The sequence below is a fragment of the Bacteroidales bacterium genome, assembly GCA_013141385.1.
GTDB lineage: Bacteria > Bacteroidota > Bacteroidia > Bacteroidales > Tenuifilaceae > UBA8529.
Map to the genome: position 1 here is coordinate 51,043 of JABFRB010000026.1, position 21,569 is coordinate 72,611.

Annotated in this window: 22 protein-coding genes; 4 read left to right on the forward strand and 18 right to left on the reverse strand. The window is 34.8% G+C overall.

Annotation, left to right across the window (positions count from 1 at the left end; genetic code table 11):
- Positions 1-44: 44 nt before the first annotated feature.
- The 9 genes from HOO91_15665 to HOO91_15705 form a co-directional block, all read right to left on the reverse strand.
- On the reverse strand, positions 45-449 hold the full coding sequence (locus HOO91_15665; GenBank protein NOU18993.1) for a c-type cytochrome: 405 nt from the start codon (positions 447-449) through the stop codon (positions 45-47).
- A gap of 284 nt (positions 450-733) precedes the next feature.
- On the reverse strand, positions 734-1,138 hold the full coding sequence (locus HOO91_15670) for a cytochrome c (GenBank protein ID NOU18994.1): 405 nt from the start codon (positions 1,136-1,138) through the stop codon (positions 734-736).
- Positions 1,139-1,192: 54 nt separating this feature from the next.
- A complete protein-coding gene (locus tag HOO91_15675) occupies positions 1,193-2,059 on the reverse strand; it encodes a hypothetical protein (protein NOU18995.1) in 867 nt (288 codons plus the stop codon).
- Between the two features lie 6 nt (positions 2,060-2,065).
- Positions 2,066-3,373 carry a polysulfide reductase NrfD gene (nrfD, locus tag HOO91_15680; GenBank protein NOU18996.1) on the reverse strand — a complete coding sequence of 436 codons (1,308 nt, stop codon included), beginning with the start codon at positions 3,371-3,373 and terminating at the stop codon, positions 2,066-2,068.
- A gap of 22 nt (positions 3,374-3,395) precedes the next feature.
- Entirely contained in the window at positions 3,396-4,364 is a 969-nt protein-coding gene (locus HOO91_15685) for a 4Fe-4S dicluster domain-containing protein (protein NOU18997.1), read from the reverse strand.
- A 20-nt stretch (positions 4,365-4,384) separates the two neighbouring features.
- Positions 4,385-5,014, reverse strand: a complete 630-nt coding sequence (locus HOO91_15690) for a cytochrome B (GenBank protein ID NOU18998.1) — start codon at positions 5,012-5,014, stop codon at positions 4,385-4,387.
- On the reverse strand, positions 5,004-6,014 hold the full coding sequence (locus HOO91_15695) for a hypothetical protein (GenBank protein NOU18999.1): 1,011 nt from the start codon (positions 6,012-6,014) through the stop codon (positions 5,004-5,006). The genes HOO91_15690 and HOO91_15695 overlap by 11 nt, the downstream gene beginning before the upstream one ends.
- An 18-nt stretch (positions 6,015-6,032) precedes the next feature.
- Complete coding sequence (locus HOO91_15700; GenBank protein NOU19000.1) at positions 6,033-6,911, reverse strand: hypothetical protein; 879 nt, start codon at positions 6,909-6,911, stop codon at positions 6,033-6,035.
- 25 nt (positions 6,912-6,936) lie between these two features.
- Positions 6,937-7,329: a cytochrome c gene (locus tag HOO91_15705; protein ID NOU19001.1), complete on the reverse strand. Its 393-nt coding sequence runs from the start codon at positions 7,327-7,329 to the stop codon at positions 6,937-6,939.
- A gap of 324 nt (positions 7,330-7,653) precedes the next feature.
- On the opposite strand from HOO91_15705, the gene HOO91_15710 reads away from it, so the two are divergent.
- Positions 7,654-8,064 carry a hypothetical protein gene (locus tag HOO91_15710; GenBank protein ID NOU19002.1) on the forward strand — a complete coding sequence of 137 codons (411 nt, stop codon included), beginning with the start codon at positions 7,654-7,656 and terminating at the stop codon, positions 8,062-8,064.
- A 297-nt stretch (positions 8,065-8,361) separates the two neighbouring features.
- On the opposite strand, the gene HOO91_15715 is transcribed toward HOO91_15710, so the two are convergent.
- The 9 genes from HOO91_15715 to HOO91_15755 all read right to left on the reverse strand — a co-directional run bounded on the left by HOO91_15715 (position 8,362) and on the right by HOO91_15755 (position 17,948).
- Complete coding sequence (locus HOO91_15715; GenBank protein ID NOU19003.1) at positions 8,362-10,152, reverse strand: 2Fe-2S iron-sulfur cluster binding domain-containing protein; 1,791 nt, start codon at positions 10,150-10,152, stop codon at positions 8,362-8,364.
- Positions 10,153-10,178: 26 nt separating this feature from the next.
- Complete coding sequence (locus tag HOO91_15720) at positions 10,179-11,342, reverse strand: NADH-quinone oxidoreductase subunit E (GenBank protein NOU19004.1); 1,164 nt, start codon at positions 11,340-11,342, stop codon at positions 10,179-10,181.
- Between the two features lie 19 nt (positions 11,343-11,361).
- Complete coding sequence (gene nuoE / locus HOO91_15725) at positions 11,362-11,826, reverse strand: NADH-quinone oxidoreductase subunit NuoE (GenBank protein NOU19005.1); 465 nt, start codon at positions 11,824-11,826, stop codon at positions 11,362-11,364.
- A 352-nt stretch (positions 11,827-12,178) separates the two neighbouring features.
- Complete coding sequence (locus HOO91_15730; GenBank protein NOU19006.1) at positions 12,179-14,335, reverse strand: S46 family peptidase; 2,157 nt, start codon at positions 14,333-14,335, stop codon at positions 12,179-12,181.
- Positions 14,336-14,373: 38 nt separating this feature from the next.
- Complete coding sequence (gene maf / locus HOO91_15735; protein ID NOU19007.1) at positions 14,374-14,982, reverse strand: septum formation protein Maf; 609 nt, start codon at positions 14,980-14,982, stop codon at positions 14,374-14,376.
- A 6-nt stretch (positions 14,983-14,988) separates the two neighbouring features.
- On the reverse strand, positions 14,989-15,951 hold the full coding sequence (locus HOO91_15740; GenBank protein ID NOU19008.1) for a geranylgeranylglycerol-phosphate geranylgeranyltransferase: 963 nt from the start codon (positions 15,949-15,951) through the stop codon (positions 14,989-14,991).
- 11 nt (positions 15,952-15,962) lie between these two features.
- A complete protein-coding gene (locus HOO91_15745) occupies positions 15,963-16,484 on the reverse strand; it encodes an HAD-IIIA family hydrolase (protein NOU19009.1) in 522 nt (173 codons plus the stop codon).
- A gap of 13 nt (positions 16,485-16,497) precedes the next feature.
- Positions 16,498-17,292: a DUF2520 domain-containing protein gene (locus HOO91_15750; GenBank protein NOU19010.1), complete on the reverse strand. Its 795-nt coding sequence runs from the start codon at positions 17,290-17,292 to the stop codon at positions 16,498-16,500.
- A gap of 134 nt (positions 17,293-17,426) precedes the next feature.
- Positions 17,427-17,948, reverse strand: coding sequence for a hypothetical protein (locus HOO91_15755; GenBank protein ID NOU19011.1), 522 nt, complete (start codon positions 17,946-17,948; stop codon positions 17,427-17,429).
- Positions 17,949-18,280: 332 nt separating this feature from the next.
- Here HOO91_15755 and HOO91_15760 point away from each other — a divergent pair, with 332 nt between their 5' ends.
- The 3 genes from HOO91_15760 to HOO91_15770 all read left to right on the forward strand — a co-directional run bounded on the left by HOO91_15760 (position 18,281) and on the right by HOO91_15770 (position 21,446).
- Positions 18,281-19,030, forward strand: a complete 750-nt coding sequence (locus tag HOO91_15760; GenBank protein NOU19012.1) for an electron transfer flavoprotein subunit beta/FixA family protein — start codon at positions 18,281-18,283, stop codon at positions 19,028-19,030.
- Positions 19,031-19,061: 31 nt separating this feature from the next.
- Complete coding sequence (locus HOO91_15765) at positions 19,062-20,033, forward strand: electron transfer flavoprotein subunit alpha/FixB family protein (GenBank protein NOU19013.1); 972 nt, start codon at positions 19,062-19,064, stop codon at positions 20,031-20,033.
- Positions 20,034-20,126: 93 nt separating this feature from the next.
- Positions 20,127-21,446, forward strand: coding sequence for a 4Fe-4S dicluster domain-containing protein (locus HOO91_15770; GenBank protein NOU19014.1), 1,320 nt, complete (start codon positions 20,127-20,129; stop codon positions 21,444-21,446).
- Positions 21,447-21,569: the final 123 nt, after the last annotated feature.

The following is a 21,569-nucleotide window of genomic DNA, read 5'->3' on the forward strand; positions in this document are numbered from 1 at the left end:
GTACATGAACGGCCTAAAAATAAGGATGTTAATGGAATATTAGTCTATTTTTTGAAAGTTCGCATGAAATTAATTATTTGCCAGATGCTCTCATCCTCTATTTTACCTTCATATTTAGGCATTTCATTACGACCAGATTTAGTTTTAAAAAAAAGATCTGCATCAGTTTGAGTTACAAATTCGCCTTTTGAGAAATCACCAGGAAATGTGTCTAACCCTTTAGCCTTTGAGCCATCACCTAAACCAGTTTTGCCATGACACGAAGCACAGTTTTTATTATAAAGTGCTTTTCCAGCATTAATGCTTGCATCATCAGATTTAACAGGGTTCTTCATGACTTTATACTTGGCTGGAACCTCCCAAGGTTTTGCCTTTTGTGCATTTGCAGTGAAAGTAATTCCTATTACTAACACCAAACTAACTAAAAAGATTTGCTTTGCTGTTTTCATAATTAATTCATTTTTAGGTTGTATTATACAAATTCCATGCAAATTATTGAAACTTAACTTGCAATTTCAACATTTTTAAAACAATTTATCTATAATCTTTATCCGGTTATTATATGATTTAAGGGTTACAATGGATACTTATATTTTTGTATTATTCCTTAATCAAACATATTTATCCAATATAGAGGAACACTTAAATCAAATAATTGTTTAAAGGTTTTTAAACAAAAAAGAGGTTGTCCTTAGTATTAGACAGCCTCTTTCTTGTTTTGCAATAGAGTTAACTATTTTTTGAAAGTTCTCATATAATTAACCATTTGCCAAATGCCTTCATCATCGATTTTACCTTCATATTTAGGCATCTCGCTACGACCAAATTTGGTTTTGTAAAAATGATCTGCATCGGATTGATTCTGGAACTCACCTTTAGAGAAATCACCTGGAAATGTCTCTAAACCTCTTGCCTTTGGACCATCGCCTAAACCAGTCTTACCATGGCATGAAGCACAATTCTTGTTGTAAAGAGTTTTACCTGCGTTAATGCTAGCATCATCTGATTTAACTGGGTTTTTCATTGCCTTAAATTTGGCAGGAACTTCCCAAGGTTTTGCTTTTTGAGCAGAAGCAGTGAAAGTAATACCGATTACTAACACAAGCAAAATTGCTGAAATTTGTTTTAAAGTTTTCATAATCGTATTTTTATTATTTAGGTTAAAAGTTACAAAAATTATGCAAATTGTGGTTTATAGTAAATTTTGTTCTTCTTTATCGTCCGATTTTTTAATTCTAATTAGACAGATGATGGCATACATATAGTGTCCCCAAACACCAGTAAGCATTATTGTTAGCGCAATAATCATCCATGTTGGTGCGCCTTTTGTCCACAAAGCTCTGTGAGTAGTTGGAGCTTTATAGTTTGAAACTACGCCCCAATTATTTGAATATCTTTTCTCAACATTACCAAATGTTGCATGTTCTTCAAACTTGGCTACAATGATTATATTTCCATCTTTATCTCCAGGGATATCTGAAGGGAATTCAAGGCTAAGCGTTCCATCATCGCCAAATATACCATCGGCTACTGGAAGCAAGCTAAACATTCTTGTTACAAAAACATTAATGGGTTCACCTGTTATAGGAATATTTTTACCATTTTCGATCGTATAGGCTTTAAGGGTGACTGTCTTTACGCTATCAACCAAGTCAAGGCTCATCTCAATCTTTACATCTTTTATTGATATCTCCGCAGAAACAGCCTCAATTGAGTCCTTTGCAAAAAATTCAGATGTAAAAAACCAAGTTCCATCCTTTTCAAGCGATAGTTTATAATCGTTCGAGAGTATAAGGTTTGCAACACCTTTATCGTTTGTACTCACCTTACCAAGAGTATCTTTTTTTGAACCTATAAAGAATAAAATTTCTCTATTCCTTAAAGGTATATCCTTTCTATTGAAAGTATACGAAAGGGTTGCTTTTAGTAATCGTTGCTCATCACTATTCTTGAAGTATTGCAGCTGAAGGCTAGGACTAATAGTCTCTTGAGTATATCCTTTACTAATAAAGGTAAATACTATTAATAGAAGCAGAATGCTATATTGATGTAGTTTCATGTTGGTTTACTTTAGGAGTTCTTCTTCATCAATTTCTTGCATCTCAGATATTGAGATAATAGGAGCTATTTTAGATACTAGCATAAATAGCATTCCGAATACAGATATACCTGCGAAGGTTAACGACCATTCGACCCAAGTAGGAGAGTAGATATTCCAAGCTTCTCTACTATCCTGAATAGGAAGGAAAGGAGTTTCGAGGGTTGGAACAACAATTAAATATCGGTTAATCCAAAGGGCTATAAGCGCAATTACTGCAGAAATGGTAATATTTCTAATGGTTCTAAACCTTGGTAAACCTATAATAACAATAGGTAAAAGAATACCAACATAGTTCGCAAAGATGAATAACCATGAGTAATCGCTAAATAGTTTATCGATTAACAATGAATCCATTTTTATTGAACCATACCATTTTGTTAAGTAATCGCTAAAAGTAAAATATCCGTAAAATGCAGCAATTACAATAAGAAGGACTCCTAGATTCTTGAAGTGACGAAGGGTAATATATTTTTCAAGGTTGTATATTTTTCTAAAAATCCACATCAAAATAATCATAATTGCAGTACCAGAAAATACTGCTGAAATAACAAAATAGGGTCCAAAAATAGTGGAATGCCAACCTGGTTGAAGAGTAACGCCAAAAATCCACGATAGTACAGAGTACACAATAATAGCTATGGCAATAATCATGGTAGCCATAATAGTTTTAGCACTCGAAATAATTTTTTTCTGTGCAGGTGTTCCAGTAAAACCTAATGATAAGGTTTTGTAAACTTTCTTTTTCCAATTTGGGACATCAAGTTCTTTATAATCCCTAAGAATTGCAAAGTCTTCAATAAAAGAAAGGTAGAGGTATATAAAACACCCAACAAGGTCAGTCATAATTGCAATAACGTCCCAAGTAATAGGCGATTGAATTCTTGGATAAATAAACAGGTAGTAAAGTCGATCCAGACGACCAATACAGAAAAAAATAAAGAACGGACCAATAACCAGCGAAATAACCGTTATTAACTCGGCAAGTCGAATAACAGGTCTTCTCCATGCTGTGTGGAATAGGTGTAGTGCTCCTGATAGAATTGCACCAGCATAACTAAGACCCATAAAGAATATGAAATTCACAATAAACACACCCCAAACAACATTGTCGCGCATACCGGTTACGATATGACCCTTGGTGATTTGCTGGATAAGTCCATAAACACCAACAGCAAAAATTATGAAGAAGACTGAAAAAACAATATACCAGCTGGTACTTGTCTTTTCGATTTCGGGTGTTAAATCCTTTAGGAGGTTTTTATCTGTTTGCATCGTCATTTAAGGGATTTAATGGTTATCGAGGGCCAGCTTTTTTATATCTTTCCTTTATCTCATCTGTTTGATTATCGATACCTCTCTCAACTGGGAACATCCTTTGAGTAGGAGGTAAGTAAAATACGCTTGGTAATGTGCCTAAATCTTCACGATACCTATATCCACCTCGATCAGCAAGTAATTTTTTAAAGCGAACAGTTTCAACGCCATTGGTAACTGTATCTTCGTAAAGGTCTCCAAAATAAATAACTCCCATTGGACAAGCAGTAGCGCAACGGGGCAATTCGTTTTTTCTTGCTCTATCGGCACAGAAAACGCATTTACCAACCGTGCCCTCTATTGGTGGAATAGTTAACTCTGGGTCGTATACATGACCCTCAGGCATTTTAACTTCGGGATCCTTCCAGTTAAAAACTCTAGCTGAATATGGACAACCTGTCATGCAGAATTTACAACCGATACAACGCTCATTATCGACTAATACAATACCATCGTGTCGTTTGTAGGTAGCGCCAACAGGGCAAACACTTACACACATAGGTTTATCACAATGGAAACAAGGACGAGGAAACCAATAACGCGATGTTTCACTATTCTCCTGTAATAGGTATAGTTTAATCCACTCATGGTCTTTGGGTAACATGTGACCTTCTTGACATGCATCAACACATTTTCGTGCATTTTTGCATTTTGCCAAATCAATAACCATGACAAATTTTTTACCTGACAAACCCTTTCTTGCCTCCTCCTTCATCTTATCGGTATCAAGTTTAACTGCTTGAATTGCCTCTTTAGGCACTTCAACTAACTTTCCATCAGGAGTAAGAAGTTTAACCATGTCGCCCGAATAAGAGTTACCATTATTCCCCTTTGCCAAGGAAAATCCTGCAACACTGGCAACTGAAGCAATACCCACCCCTATTCCAAATTTCTTCAGAAAACTTCGACGTGAATTGCTTTTTGTATCGTTATTGTTTATTTCGTCCATGTGATAAACTTTAATCTCTTTTAATGTTCATCTGATTCATGATACCCTGTTATCATCCCTTTAAAAAGGGTTGTTGGTTTACTTCCTAAGGTGCAAGTATAAAGGTGGATTACCAAAAAGATTGATAAGAAAAACCCTACTGTGATATGAAGAATATCTGTCATTAACAATCCACTTACCCCAAAAAGACCTTTAATGTTGATTTCAGGGAATAGTAATCCTAACCCAGTTATTATTAGTACAGGAAAACCTGCATACATTGCAAATACATAAGCAAATTTCTGAAGCGGATTAAATTTATTCTCTTCGGTAATAGGGAATGGATGTTTTTCTCCTTTAAACATGCCGAAAGCGTAAAACTTAAACTGCACCAATAAATCTTTCCAAATGGTTCTCCAATTAATCATATAATGCTTACCATTTTTAGTCATTACATTTCCAATAACGAAAATCATATAATTAATGGTGATAACCAGTGCAGCAAAATTGTGCAGAGCAATCGCCCAGTCGAACTCGATGATAAAGGAGTTTGTTTCCTTGTCGGTATATTGCATGCTAATCCCTGTAATGATTAAAACTAAAAACAGTAGAGCATTCAATACATGCCAAACCCTAATCCACTTTGGGTATAAATATAATTTATGACTCATCTTCCTTGTGATTAACTTTAATAATTCTAAAAAAAACGTGAACGCCAATAATGCCAATAACGCCAAAAAGAATCAATAAACTGAAACTATTTAGATACTCATTTCTATTGGCTCCTATAACATACGATTCGTTTAAAATTACACCGTTGAAGAAACCATCTTTTCGTTGCTCCTTCGATTTAAACTTGTAGAGCGAAGCCATCAATATTGAATTTTGTGAATGGCACTCATTGCATTTACGAACAGCGCTATCCTTGGGCATAAGCAAATGGTTAACAAGAATACTATCATTCGCTTTTGAATGACATTCTATACATCTCACGCTTTGAAAATGTGCCGTTTGATTTGGTAGCCATTCATGTTTTTTAATAATATTTATCTCCTTTTTGTCCGATAAAAGTTGAAATCGGTCAAAGTCAGAATGACAATTCAAGCAAATACTGTTGTCGTAAGCAATTGTTTTGGTGAGATTTTCGGTATTTCTTATTGAGATTTGGTAGGTATGAGGATTATGACATTTCCAGCAAGTAAAACCCTCCTTCTCCATTTGAAAGTGAGTACTTTGCTGATATTCTGCATCAATCTCCTCAAAATGATATTTAGCATATTTTTCATCATTCCCATGACAGTCTAAACATCCGTACATTGATTCCATTCTTAGTTCTCCAGCATGTGGAAACTTCATATATTCTTCTGAATGGCAATCTGTGCACTTAAAATTTTTATGGTTTGATTTATAGAAAAGATCACGATTAATAAACCTTTCTATATACATATTATGCCTTATTGTAGTTCCTTGGGCTTCATTGATGTACTCGTAAAATTTTTCACCATGACATTTAAAACAACCCTCGTTTTCCTTGTAAAACTTCGAAACAAAGTTTGTTGTGTCGGCTGGTCTCCACTCTTCCTTTTTTGGTTTAAAGGCAAAAGAAATACTGGCGAGCATAAAACTCACCAGTACCATTAATATTGTTGTTCTGAATATCTTAAAATACATTCCTTCGAATTATTATGATTAGAACCTTACAGTAATATTAAATCCAAAAAGGTATTTTCTCTTTTTGAAATCGTTGGTGTTGTAGAGCAAATCATACTGACCATTAATTCTGTCGAAATTAGCTACAAATACCTGAAAACAGTGGGTTGCAGTTCCAATTTCCCAACCAAGGGTAACATTTGGTAAAGGTTGTTTGGTTGTATAACTGCCATTTACTTGAACAGAGTCTTGTTTAGTAATCAATTGATCATATTCAAATATAACTGAATGCGATCCGAATACTTTGTAACGACCACCAGCAGAGATAGATAAATTCATATTCTTATACCCAGTTGGAACAGAATTAAAATAAAAGAAAGTTGGGGCTAATTGGAATGAGAATTTATCGCTGAATTTTCGAGCAATAATAAGTTGGTGTAGATATGAAAATCTATGCATCTCTTTAAACCTGTTGGTTGGACCAAATGCACCTGAACTTGAATCTCTTAAATTTGCAGATAAATTTCCAAAGTATGTTAGGGTAATAGGCATACTATTAGATTTAGTTTGCTGTAAAATCTTATATTTCCAAGTAATATCAACTAGTTGATTGGTTCTTGTTGTTCCTATTCCTACCATTATTTTATCAGTAATACCATAGTTCAAGCCTAAACGGGTGTTAGCGGAACCGAAAATACCATAAAGATTATGAATATTCTCAATCAAACTAAACCTGTGCTGTATTTGAAGTTCTAAAGCTCCCTTAAATGGAGTTATTACCGTTTGATTGTCAATTAATGTAACGGCTTCAAAAGTATTTTTTACAGGTTTATCCTCGTTTTGAGTTTGTTCTTCTTCTTGGCAAAATGCTGGTGCAATAAAAGCCAGCATCAATAGGGTAAAAAGAATCTTTTTCATGTTTTGTATGTTTAGATTAATTAATTTACTTAGTTCCAATATCATTAGTTGCCCCTTGTTTTATCCAAGCGTAGATTGTATTGCGATCTTCAATAGAACATCTTGTCTCATGTGAACCAGTGGTGAGTTTCGTGTATATTAAACTTGATTCTGGATTTCCAGAGGTTAAGAATTTTGCAGTGTTTATTGAAGTCCAAGTTGTCGTAGCATCAGTAAAATTAAGGCCTCCGCTCTTATGACAACTAAAACAATTGCTCTTAAATATAGGTGCGATCTCGTTTTGGAAACTAATTGGAGTAGTAAGGTCAATTTTGGGTGGATCGTAAACGTATTTCTCGCACGAAACAAATGCAGTTGCTGAGAATGCTAGAATAACAGCAACTAAAATCTGTCTTGTTAGTACTATTTTCTGATTCATAGTTAAATTATATTAATTTGATTCAAAGGTATCAGATATTAGTATTTAGAAGGTGTTGAGATCGCAACTATTTGCTTGCCTTGATGATGCTATTTGTCATTTTTAGAAATGATATATATCAATTTTAAAAATGATAATTTATTTTTTCTGCACTCGCAAATAATTATTAAATATAATTAGAAATGCCTATTTTATTGAGAAAAGACAGATTTACATAGTCAGATTTAGTTTTTATTGGACAATTTTAATCTTTGTTTTAGAATGTGCTTATTGTAAATTGTATCGATAATTTTATTTCTAATAATTATTAAATAGAGAAATATTATGGCAAATGATTACTTGTGTCCAATTTGTAGAGGTCAATTGAGAATTGAAAATTCTCTTGTTATCTCGGTAAAATCAAAATCTAATAAAAAAGGGTTAATCTTTTTAAATCCTGAGATAGGTAATTACGGAAAAATCTCCCATCCATCATTTGAAATAGTTGAAGGTGATGAGTATACTGTGTTTTGTCCAATTTGTCATGCAACCTTGAATAGAGAGGAGAATCCTCACATCTTAAAAATGTATATGGTTGACAATACAGGTGCTCAGTCCGAAGTATTTTTTTCTGTGATAGTAGGTGAAAGGTGCACGTATGTTGTTAAAGGTAAAGAAATGCAGGAAACTGGACCAGATCAAAAACTTTATGAGAAGTATTTTGATATACCTGAAGTAGATCGTAAATATCTATAATGGTTTTAATCGAATAAATGGTATATATGCCAAAAATAGTTGTTAAAAACTCATACACCTCTTGTTCTTATTGAGTTTACTGATACTCTATTGGAGGGTGTTTCAATAGATGATGAAAAAAATTTCTTTAAACCTCTCCACCCATTTGTGAGAGAGGATTTCTAAAGAAATTTTTATGAGATAAAAACAAAATCACCAACTAATTTTGGCATTATTACCAATAAATAATGTTCATGGTTTGATATTAACTAAAAAAGGGCGACAATTGTCACCCTTTTTGTTAGTAAAACACTTATACTAGTGTCTAATTCTTTCTTTATAATGTGTATGAAGAAGTTCGTGTGATTTGTGTCCAAGAGGTTTTTCAAGAAACTCTTTATAAATTGCAATTACCTCAGGATTTTCGTGAGATTTACGAATCTTCATTCCAGAATCCTCAGCAAAGATAGCCTCAGTACGCTTCTTCCTAATCTCTGCATTTGTTGGAATTGGTTGACCACCACCACCAATACAACCACCTGGGCAAGCCATGATTTCCATAAAGTGGTAACTAGATTTACCATCACGAACGCTATCCATCACCTTTTTTGCATTGGTTAGTCCATGAGCAACAACGGTTTTCAACTCAGCACCTTCAAGAAAGTTCCATTCTGGAACTGTTCCTTCAATCTTGATAGTAGCTTCGCGAACACCTTCCATACCGCGAACAGGAGTAATATTTAAACCATTAAAAGGAACTTCACGACCAGTTACAACTTCATAAGCTGTACGCAAAGCGGCTTCCATAACACCACCAGTTGCTCCAAAAATTACAGCGGCACCAGTTGATGCTCCCATAAAGCTATCATAATGCGATTCTTCTAAGGCGGAGAAATCCAAGCCAGCTTGTTTGATCATAATAGCAAGCTCACGGGTTGTTAATACATAATCAACATCTTTGTAACCACTTGAGCGCATTTCCGGTCTGTCTGATTCAAACTTCTTAGCCGTACATGGCATTATCGATATAGAAACAATCTTCGAAGGATCAATATTTCTTTTTTGTGCATAGTAAGTCTTGGCTAAAGCACCAAACATCTGCTGTGGTGATTTACAAGTAGACAAGTTACCAAGATACTCTGGATAGGTATGCTCAATAAATTTAATCCAACCTGGAGAGCAACTAGTTGCCATAGGAAGTTTTACGCTTGGATCTTTATCTACCAATGCTTTTTTCAAGCGGGTAAGAAGTTCAAATCCTTCCTCCATAATGGTTAAATCGGCAGTGAAATCGGTATCCAAAACAGAATCAAATCCGAGTCTTTTCAGTGCTGTCACCATTTTGCCAGTAACAATTACACCTGATTCAAGACCTAAATCCTCGCCAAGAGCAACTCTTACAGCAGGAGCTGTTTGAACAACAACGTGTTTATCAGGATTGTAGATTGCAGCCCATACCTCATCAAGATAGTTCCGCTCAACGAGTGCACCAGTAGGACAGCGGTTAACGCATTGACCACAATTGGTACATACTACCTCAAACATTGGATTCTCGAAGAAGGTTGATACCTTCATCTTATCGCCCTTATAGGCAACGCTTAGAGCGCTAACATGCTGTAACTCTTCACAAGTTCTTACGCAACGTTGGCAACGGATACATTTACTATCATCCTTAATGATTGAAGGAGAATAAGTATCCATTTGGTAATTTTTGTGAGGAACAAGATCTATAAAAGATGCAACTGAAATCTTATTTTCGGCTGCAAGTGCTTGTAGTTCACACTTACCATTCTTATAGCAAGTAGTACAATTTGCGTTATGTTCACTTAAAAGAAGGTCAATAATATGTTTACGTGCAGTTCGAACCTTAAGTGTATTTGTCATTACTTCCATTCCCTCTGAAACTGGCATTGCGCAAGATGCTGGAAGGGTTCTTGAACCTTTCATCTCAACAACGCAAACACGACAATTACCAGCAATACAAAGATCGTCGTGGTAGCATAGGGTTGGGATATGAATATTGAGACTCTTGGCTGCTTGAAGGATGGTCGTTCTCTCATCTACTGCTACTGGAATACCATCTATTTTGAGATTTATCTTTTTTGACATGATTTTATCTTTTTTGAGTTTTAAGCTTAGTAGATCATCTCTTCTTTAAAATTCTCTACGATTGAGAAGAACGAGTTAGCCACGCTTTGTCCAAGACCGCACTTAGCTGTAATCTTCATAGTTTGAGCTAATTTTTGAAGATGCTCAAGGTAGTTAGCATGTCTTTCTCCTTTTTTCACTGCTTCAATTCCTAGAATAAGCTGTTGGCAACCAACACGGCAAGGAGTACATTGTCCGCAGGATTCTTCTTCAAAGAATTCAAGGTAGTTGTGAAGTACATTGAACATGGAACGAGAACTATTGAAAAGCATCATCGATCCACCTGTAGGAACGCCCTCAAATCCAATAATTGTTTCTTTAAATTTCTTGCGTGGCACACAGAATCCTGAAGCACCTCCAACCTGAACAGCTTTTGTATCACCATCACCGAACTCTTCAACGAATTGTTCAACGGTCATACCTAGTTCAAGTTCGTAAATACCTGCTTTGGGCGTATCACCTGAAATTGAGAATACTTTAGAACCACGAGAATCAGCAGTACCTAAGTCTTTAAACTTTCTTGCACCATGCATGCAAATCATGAAAGCGTAAACCAATGTTTCAACGTTGTTAATAACAGTGGGTTTACTGCGAAATCCTGAGATGGTTGGGTAAGGAGGCTTATTCCTAGGTTCTCCACGGTGACCTTCCATTGATTCGAAGAGAGCACTTTCTTCTCCGCAAATGTAAGCACCACTACCCATAATTATTTTAATTCTAAAATCAATCTTTAGATCTTTGAGAGATGCATGAAAAATTTCAAGTTGTGCTTCAAGTTCGGGTAAAAGGAAACGATATTCTCCGCGTAGATAAATAAAACCTTCTTTTGCACCAATTACTTTAGCTCCAACAACCATACCTCCAAATACCTTTTGAGGTACTTTGAAAAGGATTTCACGATCTTTAAATGTTCCAGGTTCACCCTCATCGGCATTACAAATAATATATTTGTCTGGTTCTGGCTGTTCGGCTGTGTATTTCCATTTTAAAGCAGTTGGGAAACCTGCTCCACCACGACCCTTTAATCCTGACTCAAGAAGTTCATTGATTATCTGGTCATTTGATTTTGCCCAAGTGTTTTTGATGATCTCTTTAGGATTACATTCCTTGTCGAAAATCAGGTCAACACGTTTAAGATTGGAATATGACATAATTTTATCTCCTAAATATTTACTTTTTCATGTACTGATTAATAATCTCACGAACCTTTTCAGCGGTTAAATCGGTGAATGCCTCATCATTAATAAGCATAGCAGGTCCTTTGTGGCACCATCCAAGACAATTAGTTTCCAGTAAAGAAAATTTCTTGTTTTGAGTTGTTTCGCCAATTTTTATCTTAAGCATATCCTCTATTTCATGAGTTATAAGGTTTTTACCTTTCATTGCACAGGAAATAGTTCTACATACTCTAATTACATATTTACCTCTAGGTTGGGTATCTAAGAATGAGTAAAATGTTGCGGTACCATAAACCTGAGCGGCTGAAATATCCAACTCGCGAGCAATTTCAGTCATTGCTTCATCAGAAATGTACCTCTCTTCATGGATTACGCCTTGCAAAATAGGGATAAGGCTTTCCCGTGTTCTCCCGTGTTTACCAGCAAGGTTTTTAACCAGTTCTTTAATTTCAGGCATGTTTAATTCTCCTTTATTTTTGAATTAGTATTTAATTTGTTAATTAAATAACAGTGTTAATGTGATAACAGATAAAATAGTTTTAATCGTCTGATATCCATGAACAAATATATATAACGACCTTTGTATCATCCATGATTTTTGTCATGTTTGATAATATAAATATTGATCTAAATGAGAGATTATCAATCAGATATAAAAGGTGTGTTTTCTAACATAATTAATTTATTATTTTTTTTATATTTTTGAATATCAATACATTAATTTGACAAACAACCAAAGTGCTTAATGAAAAAGGTAATCCCCAATAAGTACATACTATTGGGGATTAATAAAGGTTAAAAGAATAGAATTATTCAATAATTTTCATTTCGTTGAGCAAGGAAGCTGCGTCAGCATATTTATCAATAATAAATAGAGCATACCTAATATCTAGGGTAATATTTCTGCAGATTTTAGGATCAAACATAATATCGCTCATTGTTCCTTCCCAGCAGCGGTCGAAGTTTAAACCAATTAATCTACCTTCGGCATCAAGTACTGGACTACCAGAATTTCCGCCAGAAGTGTGATTTGTTGCAATAAAAGCAACAGGTAATGTTCCATTGGATTGATACCTCCCATAATTTTTATCAATATAGAGTTTCTTTAACTTTTCAGGTACTACATAGTCATACACTTTCTTATTTCCCTTTTCAATTATACCGTCAATAGTGGTAAAGTAAGAGTATTCAACTGCTTCTTGAGGAATAAATCCGTCTACTTTCCCATAGCTTACTCTAAGCGTTGAGTTGGCATCAGGATGAAAAAATTTATTTGGTTGCATCTCCTTTAGGCCTTTAACATACTTACGATAATTGATGTTTAAACTATCTGATATTTCACCGAAACGTTTGCCAACTTTTTGGCTAAATGAACTAAAGAAACTGGAATATAACCTATAAATATTGTCGTTTTTTATTGTGGAGATTGCTGAGGTATCAAAATTGTTAAGGAATGTAAGGAGTCTTATACTATCGGCAAAAACTGTTTGACTATATATTTCGTTTGCAAAATTATGCCAATTGCCTTGATACTGATTTGCTATGCTAGAAAGGAATTGAGGTAGATTTTCTTTAGGAACATTTTCGTAATAAGCTTTCATCATGTTTGCAAAAACTTCACGATCAATAGGTAGATAGAATTCGTTATAAAAAGCCTTAGCTGTTGATCTAAGTGAAACAACAAGGCTTTCAATTTTTTTAGAATCTGGGGTTTCTTTACCATACTCAATAATAATTGGAGTGAAGTTAGATGCAAAACTGATTAGTTCAACAGCATTTACAGCCTCTCTATTAAAATCGTTAGTAATTGCAATTGGCTTGAATTTAGAATATAGTTTACCGAATGTTGGAAGAACTTCACCATATTTTAGTTTTCGATTTGGATCTGAAGAAACCCATTGGGCAAAATCATTTTCCAATGCCTTTTTCTTATCTACGGCTTTAAATCGATTTAATCCAGTGCTTTCTCCTATCCACTTTTTCCATGCATTGGCAATTCCTTTTTGTTTATCGGCATACATTATATTAATAGTATCGTTACTCTTCATGTATGAGTCAATTATTTTTAATCGAATATCTCTAAGTGCGATTTTGTTGGGGTTTTGGTAGTTTGCAATTAAATCTACAGCCTGAGATGTTAAAAATTGCTGTGTAGTTCCAGGAAAACCGTATACCATTGTAAAATCGTTTTGTTTAACCCCTTTAAGAGAAATGGTTAAGAATTTTTTTGACTTATAGGGAATGTTTTCAGTAGAATATGGTGCAGGTTTGTTGTCTTTATTAACATAGATACGAAATATGGAAAAATCACCAGTATGTCTTGGCCACACCCAATTATCAGTATCTCCTCCAAAATTACCAATTGATGATGGAGGGGCTCCAACAAGCCTGATATCCTGAAAGACTTCATAAACCATTAAATAATACTCATTGCCGTAGTAAAAAGGTTTAACTTCAACCTTATAGCTATTACCTTCTTTTGCAATTTTCTTTATCTCTTCAAGATTAACAGCAATAATTGAATCTCGTTTTGATTCGCTTGTATTTGATAATACACCCTTAAAAACCTTTTCGCTCACGTCCTCCATTCTTACAAGAAAGGAAACCGTGAGCCCAGTTGCTGGAAGTTCCTGATTTTTTTCAGTAGCCCAAAAACCATTCTTAAGATAATCATGATCTACAGAAGAAAGAGATTGAATTGAGCCAAAACCGCAGTGATGATTGGTGATTACTAACCCTTGTTCCGAAATCAATGAACCGGTGCAGCCACGTCCGAAAAGTACAATAGCATCTTTTAAACTGGAGTTATTTACACTATAAATATCTTCGGCTGTTAATTTACATCCTAATTTGTTCATTTGCTCGATGTTTTGACCCATAAGAATAGGTAGCCACATCCCTTCGTCAGCAATAAGATTGAAGGATATAAGTTGGATGAGCAGGAAAAAAAGTAATATTTTCTTCATTTTAAGAGAGTTAATTTATTGTGAAAATAATTATTCGTTTAGTTATTAATGTTTGATTTGTTTATAAAGTCTTGAAGTTCAGTGTAGAGTTGCTGTATAGGAAGTCCCATTACGTTAAAGTACGAGCCATCAATTCGTTCAACTCCAACAAATCCAATCCATTCCTGAATACCGTAAGCACCTGCTTTATCAAAAGGCTTAAAGTTGTTGATATAATACCAAATTTCTTCGTTTGTTAGTTTTTTAAAATATACATCAGTAGTGGTGTAAAAGCATTTGGATTTTTTTACAGACGATATACATACACCAGTAACCACAATATGTTTATTTCCAGAGAGTAATGATAGTATTTTAAAAGCATCTTGCTCATCGTTTGGTTTACCAATAACTTGACCTTTGCACCAAACAATAGTATCTGAGGTAATAAGAATTTCATTTTCAATAAGATTACCAAGCAATGATTTGGCTTTGTGTTGGGCGAGGTAAACAGGAATTTCAGTCATTGACAAGTCATTAGGATAGAGCTCTTCATCATCCCCATTTGCCCTTACTTCAAAATCAACACCCAACTCACGAAGTAGTTGTTGACGACGTGGCGACTTAGAGGCAAGGATTAGTCGCTTCCCTTTTAGAATATCATTAAGCATTTATATTCAGATAATTAAAAACTTAAAAAGAATTGTATAGAGTAATCCTGAAAGCATAATCAGCTTGTTTATTCGGCTTGCTTTATGATAATCCTCTTTTTTCTCAGCAGTTAACAGCTCTACAAGTAAAATAAACATAGGTATAACTAGACCTACAAGAAAGAAGACTAGTGTGTAGTAGTCTATTTTCCCGGAAGGCAGATAGTTAAGGTATTTAGCAAAAAGAAAAACCAGAGAAAGTATTGTAAATAGAAGTAAGGACGCAGCAATAGTCCTAGCAGTTTTTTTTCCAAGAAAAACTGGTATTGTGTTACGTCCAAATGCTTGATCTCCCTCAAAATCTTCAATATCCTTAATTATCTCACGCACTAATGTAAGAAGAAAGGCAAAAAGTGCATATCCACCTACCCAGTATGTGATTATACCCAGTTTTAACTCAAAACGGGTTACCATTTCCCAATACACTGTATATAATCTCGGAAGTTCAAACAGAAGGGTGATCATTGGCACAATGGCCGTGAGTATCGCAACTATAAGGTTACCAATTAGAAATTGTCTTTTATACGTTGTTGAGTAAAACCAAAGAATTCCAACAATTACAATAAAAAGTAATGATAGAATGGGTTTATCTATTTTAAATGAAACGATTGTACCTAAAACTACACCCAAGAAATTGAGGAAGATATGGAGTAATATTGCAGTCCTTCTACTCAAGTTTCTACCAATGATAACTGTTTGAGGTCTATTAACAAGATCGGTACGAGTATCAAAGTAATCGTTAATTACATAACCTGCTGCTGTTATAAATACTGTTGCCAGTGTAAGCAGAAAAAAATAAAAACTACTAAGCTGTAAGTCAAGATTTTTAAGTTGTAGTAAGGGTTGTATTATACAGTATCTCATTAAGTAGAGAGTTGCTGCAACAATCAACAGGTTTTTAATACGTATGACTTTGAGAATTTTAATCATTGTAAAATATTTTACTGTTTATTAGTAGACGCCGGACCCCATTTATCGTTTAATCTTAAAACTTGCTCAATAACATCCCTAACACACCCTTTACCTCCCGAATAATTCGAAACATATACTGATATTCCTCGTATTTCAGGGGCAGCATCGGCAGGACAAGTTGGGATACCAACTTTTTTCATCACCTCATAATCAGGTAAATCATCTCCCATATAAAGTATTTCCGATGGCTCAATTCCATATTTGAAACGGAAATCCTCGAGAGCTTCAGTTTTATCATTTATTCCTAGGTAGATATCGGTTACTCCTAAACCTTTAAACCGCTCTTTGACTGATTCGGATTTTCCTCCGGAAATAATAGCTATTGGGAATCCTTTCTCTATTGCAACATGCACTGCGTAGCCATCACGAGTATTAGATGAACGTAAAAGGTCACCAGAGGGGTGAAGAATTACAGTTCCATCGGTAAAAACACCATCAACATCAAAAGCGAATGCTTTTACATTTCGAAGTAACTCTTTAAAATTCTGCATTATATATTATTAATCAAGGTTTTGTTGCTTGTGATTGAATGCTTAAAGTTAGTGCTTTATAAATTTCTGCCAATTCAGGTTTATATTCCTTTAACTTTTCAATATGTAGATTTATTGTATTTTGATCGAAACGGACTGCCGGCCCAGTTTGAGAAGAGGCTGGATCTCCGTCAAATGCTTTTTTTACAGTTTCATCAATCAACGGTCTAAGCAATTCGAAGTTAAATCCTTTTTCGCTTGAGATTTGATGTGAAATTGCAAATAGGTGATTAGTGAAATTATTAACGAAAACTCCAGTTAAATGAAGCCATGCAAGTGTTTCTGAGTTCACACGAATAACTTTACTGCTAATCATCGATGCAACATCACTTAGAGTAGTAAATGTCTTATCATTATTAGCATTAAGGCAAATGGGAATATCAGAAAATGTGATAATCCTGTTCTTTGAAAAACTTTGAAAAGGGTAGAAAACACCATATCCTTCTGACTTAATACTTGAAAGAACTTGAATACCGGTACTTCCACTTGTATGTACTATTATTCCTCTCGTAATAATGAGTTCTTTTACTATTTCAGGGATGATTTTATCAGGAACACATATAAAGTAGATATCTGCATTTTTATCTATTTCAGATATTTTTGACGTGTGAGCTGATTTTAACTGTACAGCTAACTGCTTCGCAGAGGTCTCACTACGAGAATATATCTGCAAAATATGGATATCTGAATTAAAAAGTGCGACGGCAAGGTTAGTGGCAAGATTCCCAGCACCTATAAAAACTACTTTATTTTTTTTATCCAAAGTCATCAGTTAGTGAAATCAGTTTGGCAATCAGGTAAAGTTAAAGGAATAATACCACACTTTATAAAAAGCAAAACTACAAAAAAACAAAACCACCAGATAAATTTTTATTTGGTGGTTTTAGTAGAAATTAGTCTAGCCTATTTTTTTCCTTTTAACTTTAGGAGGAGTGAGCACATTTCGTAATATTCTGATTCTTTGTAGTAATTTATAAGTCTTAGGAAGAAACTCTCGTCATTGAATTTTGGATGACTACTTTCGAAAATTAATTCACCACTTATGGTCTGGGAAAATACTAGATCGTCGTCATTATTTTCATCATTAATCGAAAAACTGTATTCCACGTTTTGGTCAGTGTTCATTGATGCATCATCATCAATGCTAGCATTTCGTACATTTATATCATTAGTATTGCTTTTATAAACCTCTTTTAGTTTTTTTAAATAGTTAACAAGTTCAACTTGAATTCTTAACATATCACGATTTTCGTCTCTTAGTTGACGGTTAATATTATAGCTTTTAGAGATGAGTTCGGACCTGTTCTCAACTAAAGGTTGAATGAGAATATTTTTTATGACCTCCTCGTTCTCTCTAATAATTTTAAAGTTTTGGTTTATGCGCTCCTTTAACATATTGACCAAAAGAATAATCTGCTCATTCATGTTATCCAACTCCTATATTTGATTAAGTATAGATTTTACGTAGAAACACGAAATTGGGTATATGTGTTTAAATAAAATTGATTAACGTACTTTTAGTGTTGATTAAATTCTCATATATGTTATAAATCACCACCAATCTTGATTTATGTCAACCCATTGAACAATTTAATATGCTAGTTATCAATTGAATCAACAATATGTAATAGTTTTCCATTTTATTTTATCTTTGTACGCTCGTTTTATCTTAGGATTAATGAATAAATGAACAAATAATACCTTGTAAACCATTAATATATAGTTATAAATTAATATAATTTAAATCTGAACATCAAATGAAAATTTTAGTTTGTATCAGTAATGTTCCTGACACTACAACAAAAGTTAAGTTTGTTGATGGTAACACAAAACTTGACACAACGGGAATCCAATGGATTATTAATCCTTGGGATGAGCTTTCACTAACCAGAGCCCTTGAACTTAAGGATGATTCAACTACTGGTGTGAAATCAGTTACCGTTGCTCATGTTGGGTTAATAGCCTCTGAACCAACAATTCGTAAGGCCTTAGCAATAGGTGCTGACGATGCAATTCGTGTTAATGCTGAACCTGCTGATGCTTATTATGTTGCCTCTCAACTTGCAGAAGTAATTAAAAAGGAGCAGTTTGATATTATAATTTGCGGTATTGAATCGAGTGATTTCAATGGCTCAACCGTTGGAAGTATGCTATCGGAACTTCTTGATTATCCTTCGGTTTCTTCAGTATCAAGTTTGAAAATTGAGAACGGACAAATTGTTATTAGCCGTGAGATTGATGGTGGTAAAGAGATTGTTAATGTTTCAACTCCATTCGTTGCTGTTGTTCAGAAGGGTATTGCAAAGGAACCCCGCATTGCTGCTATGAGAGGGATTATGATGGCAAGAACAAAGCCTATCAAATTATATGAGCTAATTGCTGCTGAGCCATTAACTCAGGTTGTTAGTTTTGAAATGCCAAAACCACGTGCTGCATGTAAATTTGTTGATGCAGAGAATCCAAAACAACTTATAGAACTGCTTCAGAACGAAGCTAAAGTAATTTAAACATTATCAATCGTAAATAATAAAATAAGATATGTCAGTTCTAGTATTTACCGAGAATTGGGATGGGAAGTTTAAGAAACTTTCATTCGAGTTAGCATCATACGCATCAAAGGTTGCTGAGATGCTCAACACTAACGCTGTTGCTTTATCTATTGGCAATGTTGATGAAAGCGAGTTAAAGAAACTTGGCAACTATGGTGTTAAAAAAGTTGTTAGTATAAATAATGACACCTTAAAAAGTTTGGATGACCGAGCATATACAAGTGTGATTGCGGAAATTGCACAGAAAGAAGGCTCAAAGGTTATTATCCTTTCTAATAATAATATGGGTAAAGGTTTAGCCCCAAGATTATCTGTAAGATTAAAGGCTGCAATTGGTGCTGGCGTTAGCCAACTTCCTTTAAGTACTAACCCATTTACAGTTTACAAAAGAGCGTTTTCGGGCAATGCATTTGCACATCTCGAACTCAAGACTGATGTTAAAATTATAACCTTAGCACAAAACTCATTCGAGTTGATCGAGACCGCTAATGGAGCATCTGTTGAGAATATCAGCGTTAATGTAGATGCATCAAATATAAAAGTGCAGGTTAAAGATGTTCAGAAACAAACTGGGAAAATCCTTATTACCGATGCGGAAATAGTAGTTTCTGGTGGTCGTGGTATGAAATCTCCTGATAACTGGGGACCTCTTGTAGAACTTGCAAATCTTTTGGGTGCTGCAACTGCATGCTCACGCCCTGTTTCCGATGAGGGTTGGAGATCTCACGAAGAGCATACCGGACAAACCGGAAAGATTATTGCTCCAAATCTATATTTTGCAATTGGTATTTCGGGTGCAACACAGCATATAGCAGGAGTTAGCTCCTCAAAATATATTGTTGCGATAAATACCGATAAGGATGCTCCAATCTTTGGTGCTGCTCAATATGGAATTATTGGTGATGCCAGTAAAGTTCTTCCTAAACTTGTTGAGGCTGTAAAAGAAGTAAAGGGGAAATAGTAATAATTTTAAACGCAAAGTCGCAAAGTCGCAAATTTTTCTTAGCGCCTTGGCGACTTAGCATTTAGTAAATAGATACATATTAACTAAACTATGATTAAACAGATAGTTTTTGCAATAGCACTTCTTATCACTCTTGGTGCATTTACCTTTACCATCCTTAGAATAATTAGTTTTTTTAAACTTACCAAGAAGGCATTCCCCGTTCGTGATTTTGGAAAACGATTCGGAGTGATGATGGAGGTTGCATTTGGGCAAACCAAGATTTTTCGTCGACCAGTAATTGGATTCCTTCACGCCCTTGTTTTCTGGGGATTTTGCGTTATTCTGATTGGCAGTATTGAAATGGTGATTGATGGACTCTTTGGAACAGATAAGGTTCTGAAATTTCTAGGCTTATTCTATGATATCATAATGGCTTCAGGAGACGTTTTTGCTCTTCTAATCGCAATTTCCATTTTAGTATTTTTATTCCGCAGAGTATTCCTACACATCAAACGTTTTGAAGGCATTGAGATGAAGAAAATCTCTCATCTTGACGCAAACATTGCACTTTCAATTATCCTCTTTCTGATGCTTTCACTTTTAGGGATGAACTCAGCATATTATAGTCATACAACTCTTGTTGGAGGCACAATTGAAGGAGTATATCCTGTAAGTAAATTCTTATCAGCAATCTTTTCAGGTCTAACGACAGATTCAACCTTGGTTCAGTATGAAATCTTTTGGTGGATGCATATTCTGTTGATCTTCCTATTCGCAAATATGTTGCCTTATTCAAAGCATTTCCATGTTTTCATGTCGGTTCCAAATGTTTTCTTATCAAGATTAGAACCTCTTGGAAAATTGCCAAACATGGACAATGTTACTCGTGAAGTAAAGTTGATGATGGATCCCAATACCGCATTTGCTACCCCCGCTGCTGGTGCACCTATAGAACGCTTTGGGGTTAAGGATGCAGAGGATGCTTCGTGGAAAAACTATTTTGATTCTTTAGCCTGCACCGAGTGCGGACGCTGTACCTCTGTTTGCCCAGCAAACATCACTGGTAAAAAACTTTCTCCTCGTAAAGTGATTATGGATTTAAGAGCAAGAATGAAGGAGAAAGGGCCGATGCTTGTAAAAAACGGCAAGGATTATACCGATAACAAATCATTACTTCGAGACTATATCTCCGAAGAAGAGTTATGGGCTTGTACAACTTGTAACGCTTGTGCTAAGGAATGTCCGATAAATATTAATCATCCAACACTGATTATTGATATGCGACGCTATTTAGTAATGGAAGAGGGTTCTGCACCTGGTGAATTAAAGGCTGTTTTCAGCAATATTGAAAATAATGGTGCTCCATGGCAGTATTCATCTGAAGACCGACTACTTTGGGCTGCAGATCTAGAAATGAATGTGAAATAAAAAGAGTAATGTGCCAATGTGTCAATGGATCAATAAGACAATGTTTAAATAATTAATAGTTTAATAATCAACTCGAGGCACGTTTTCACAATTAACAAACAATGAATAAATGGAAACACGTAA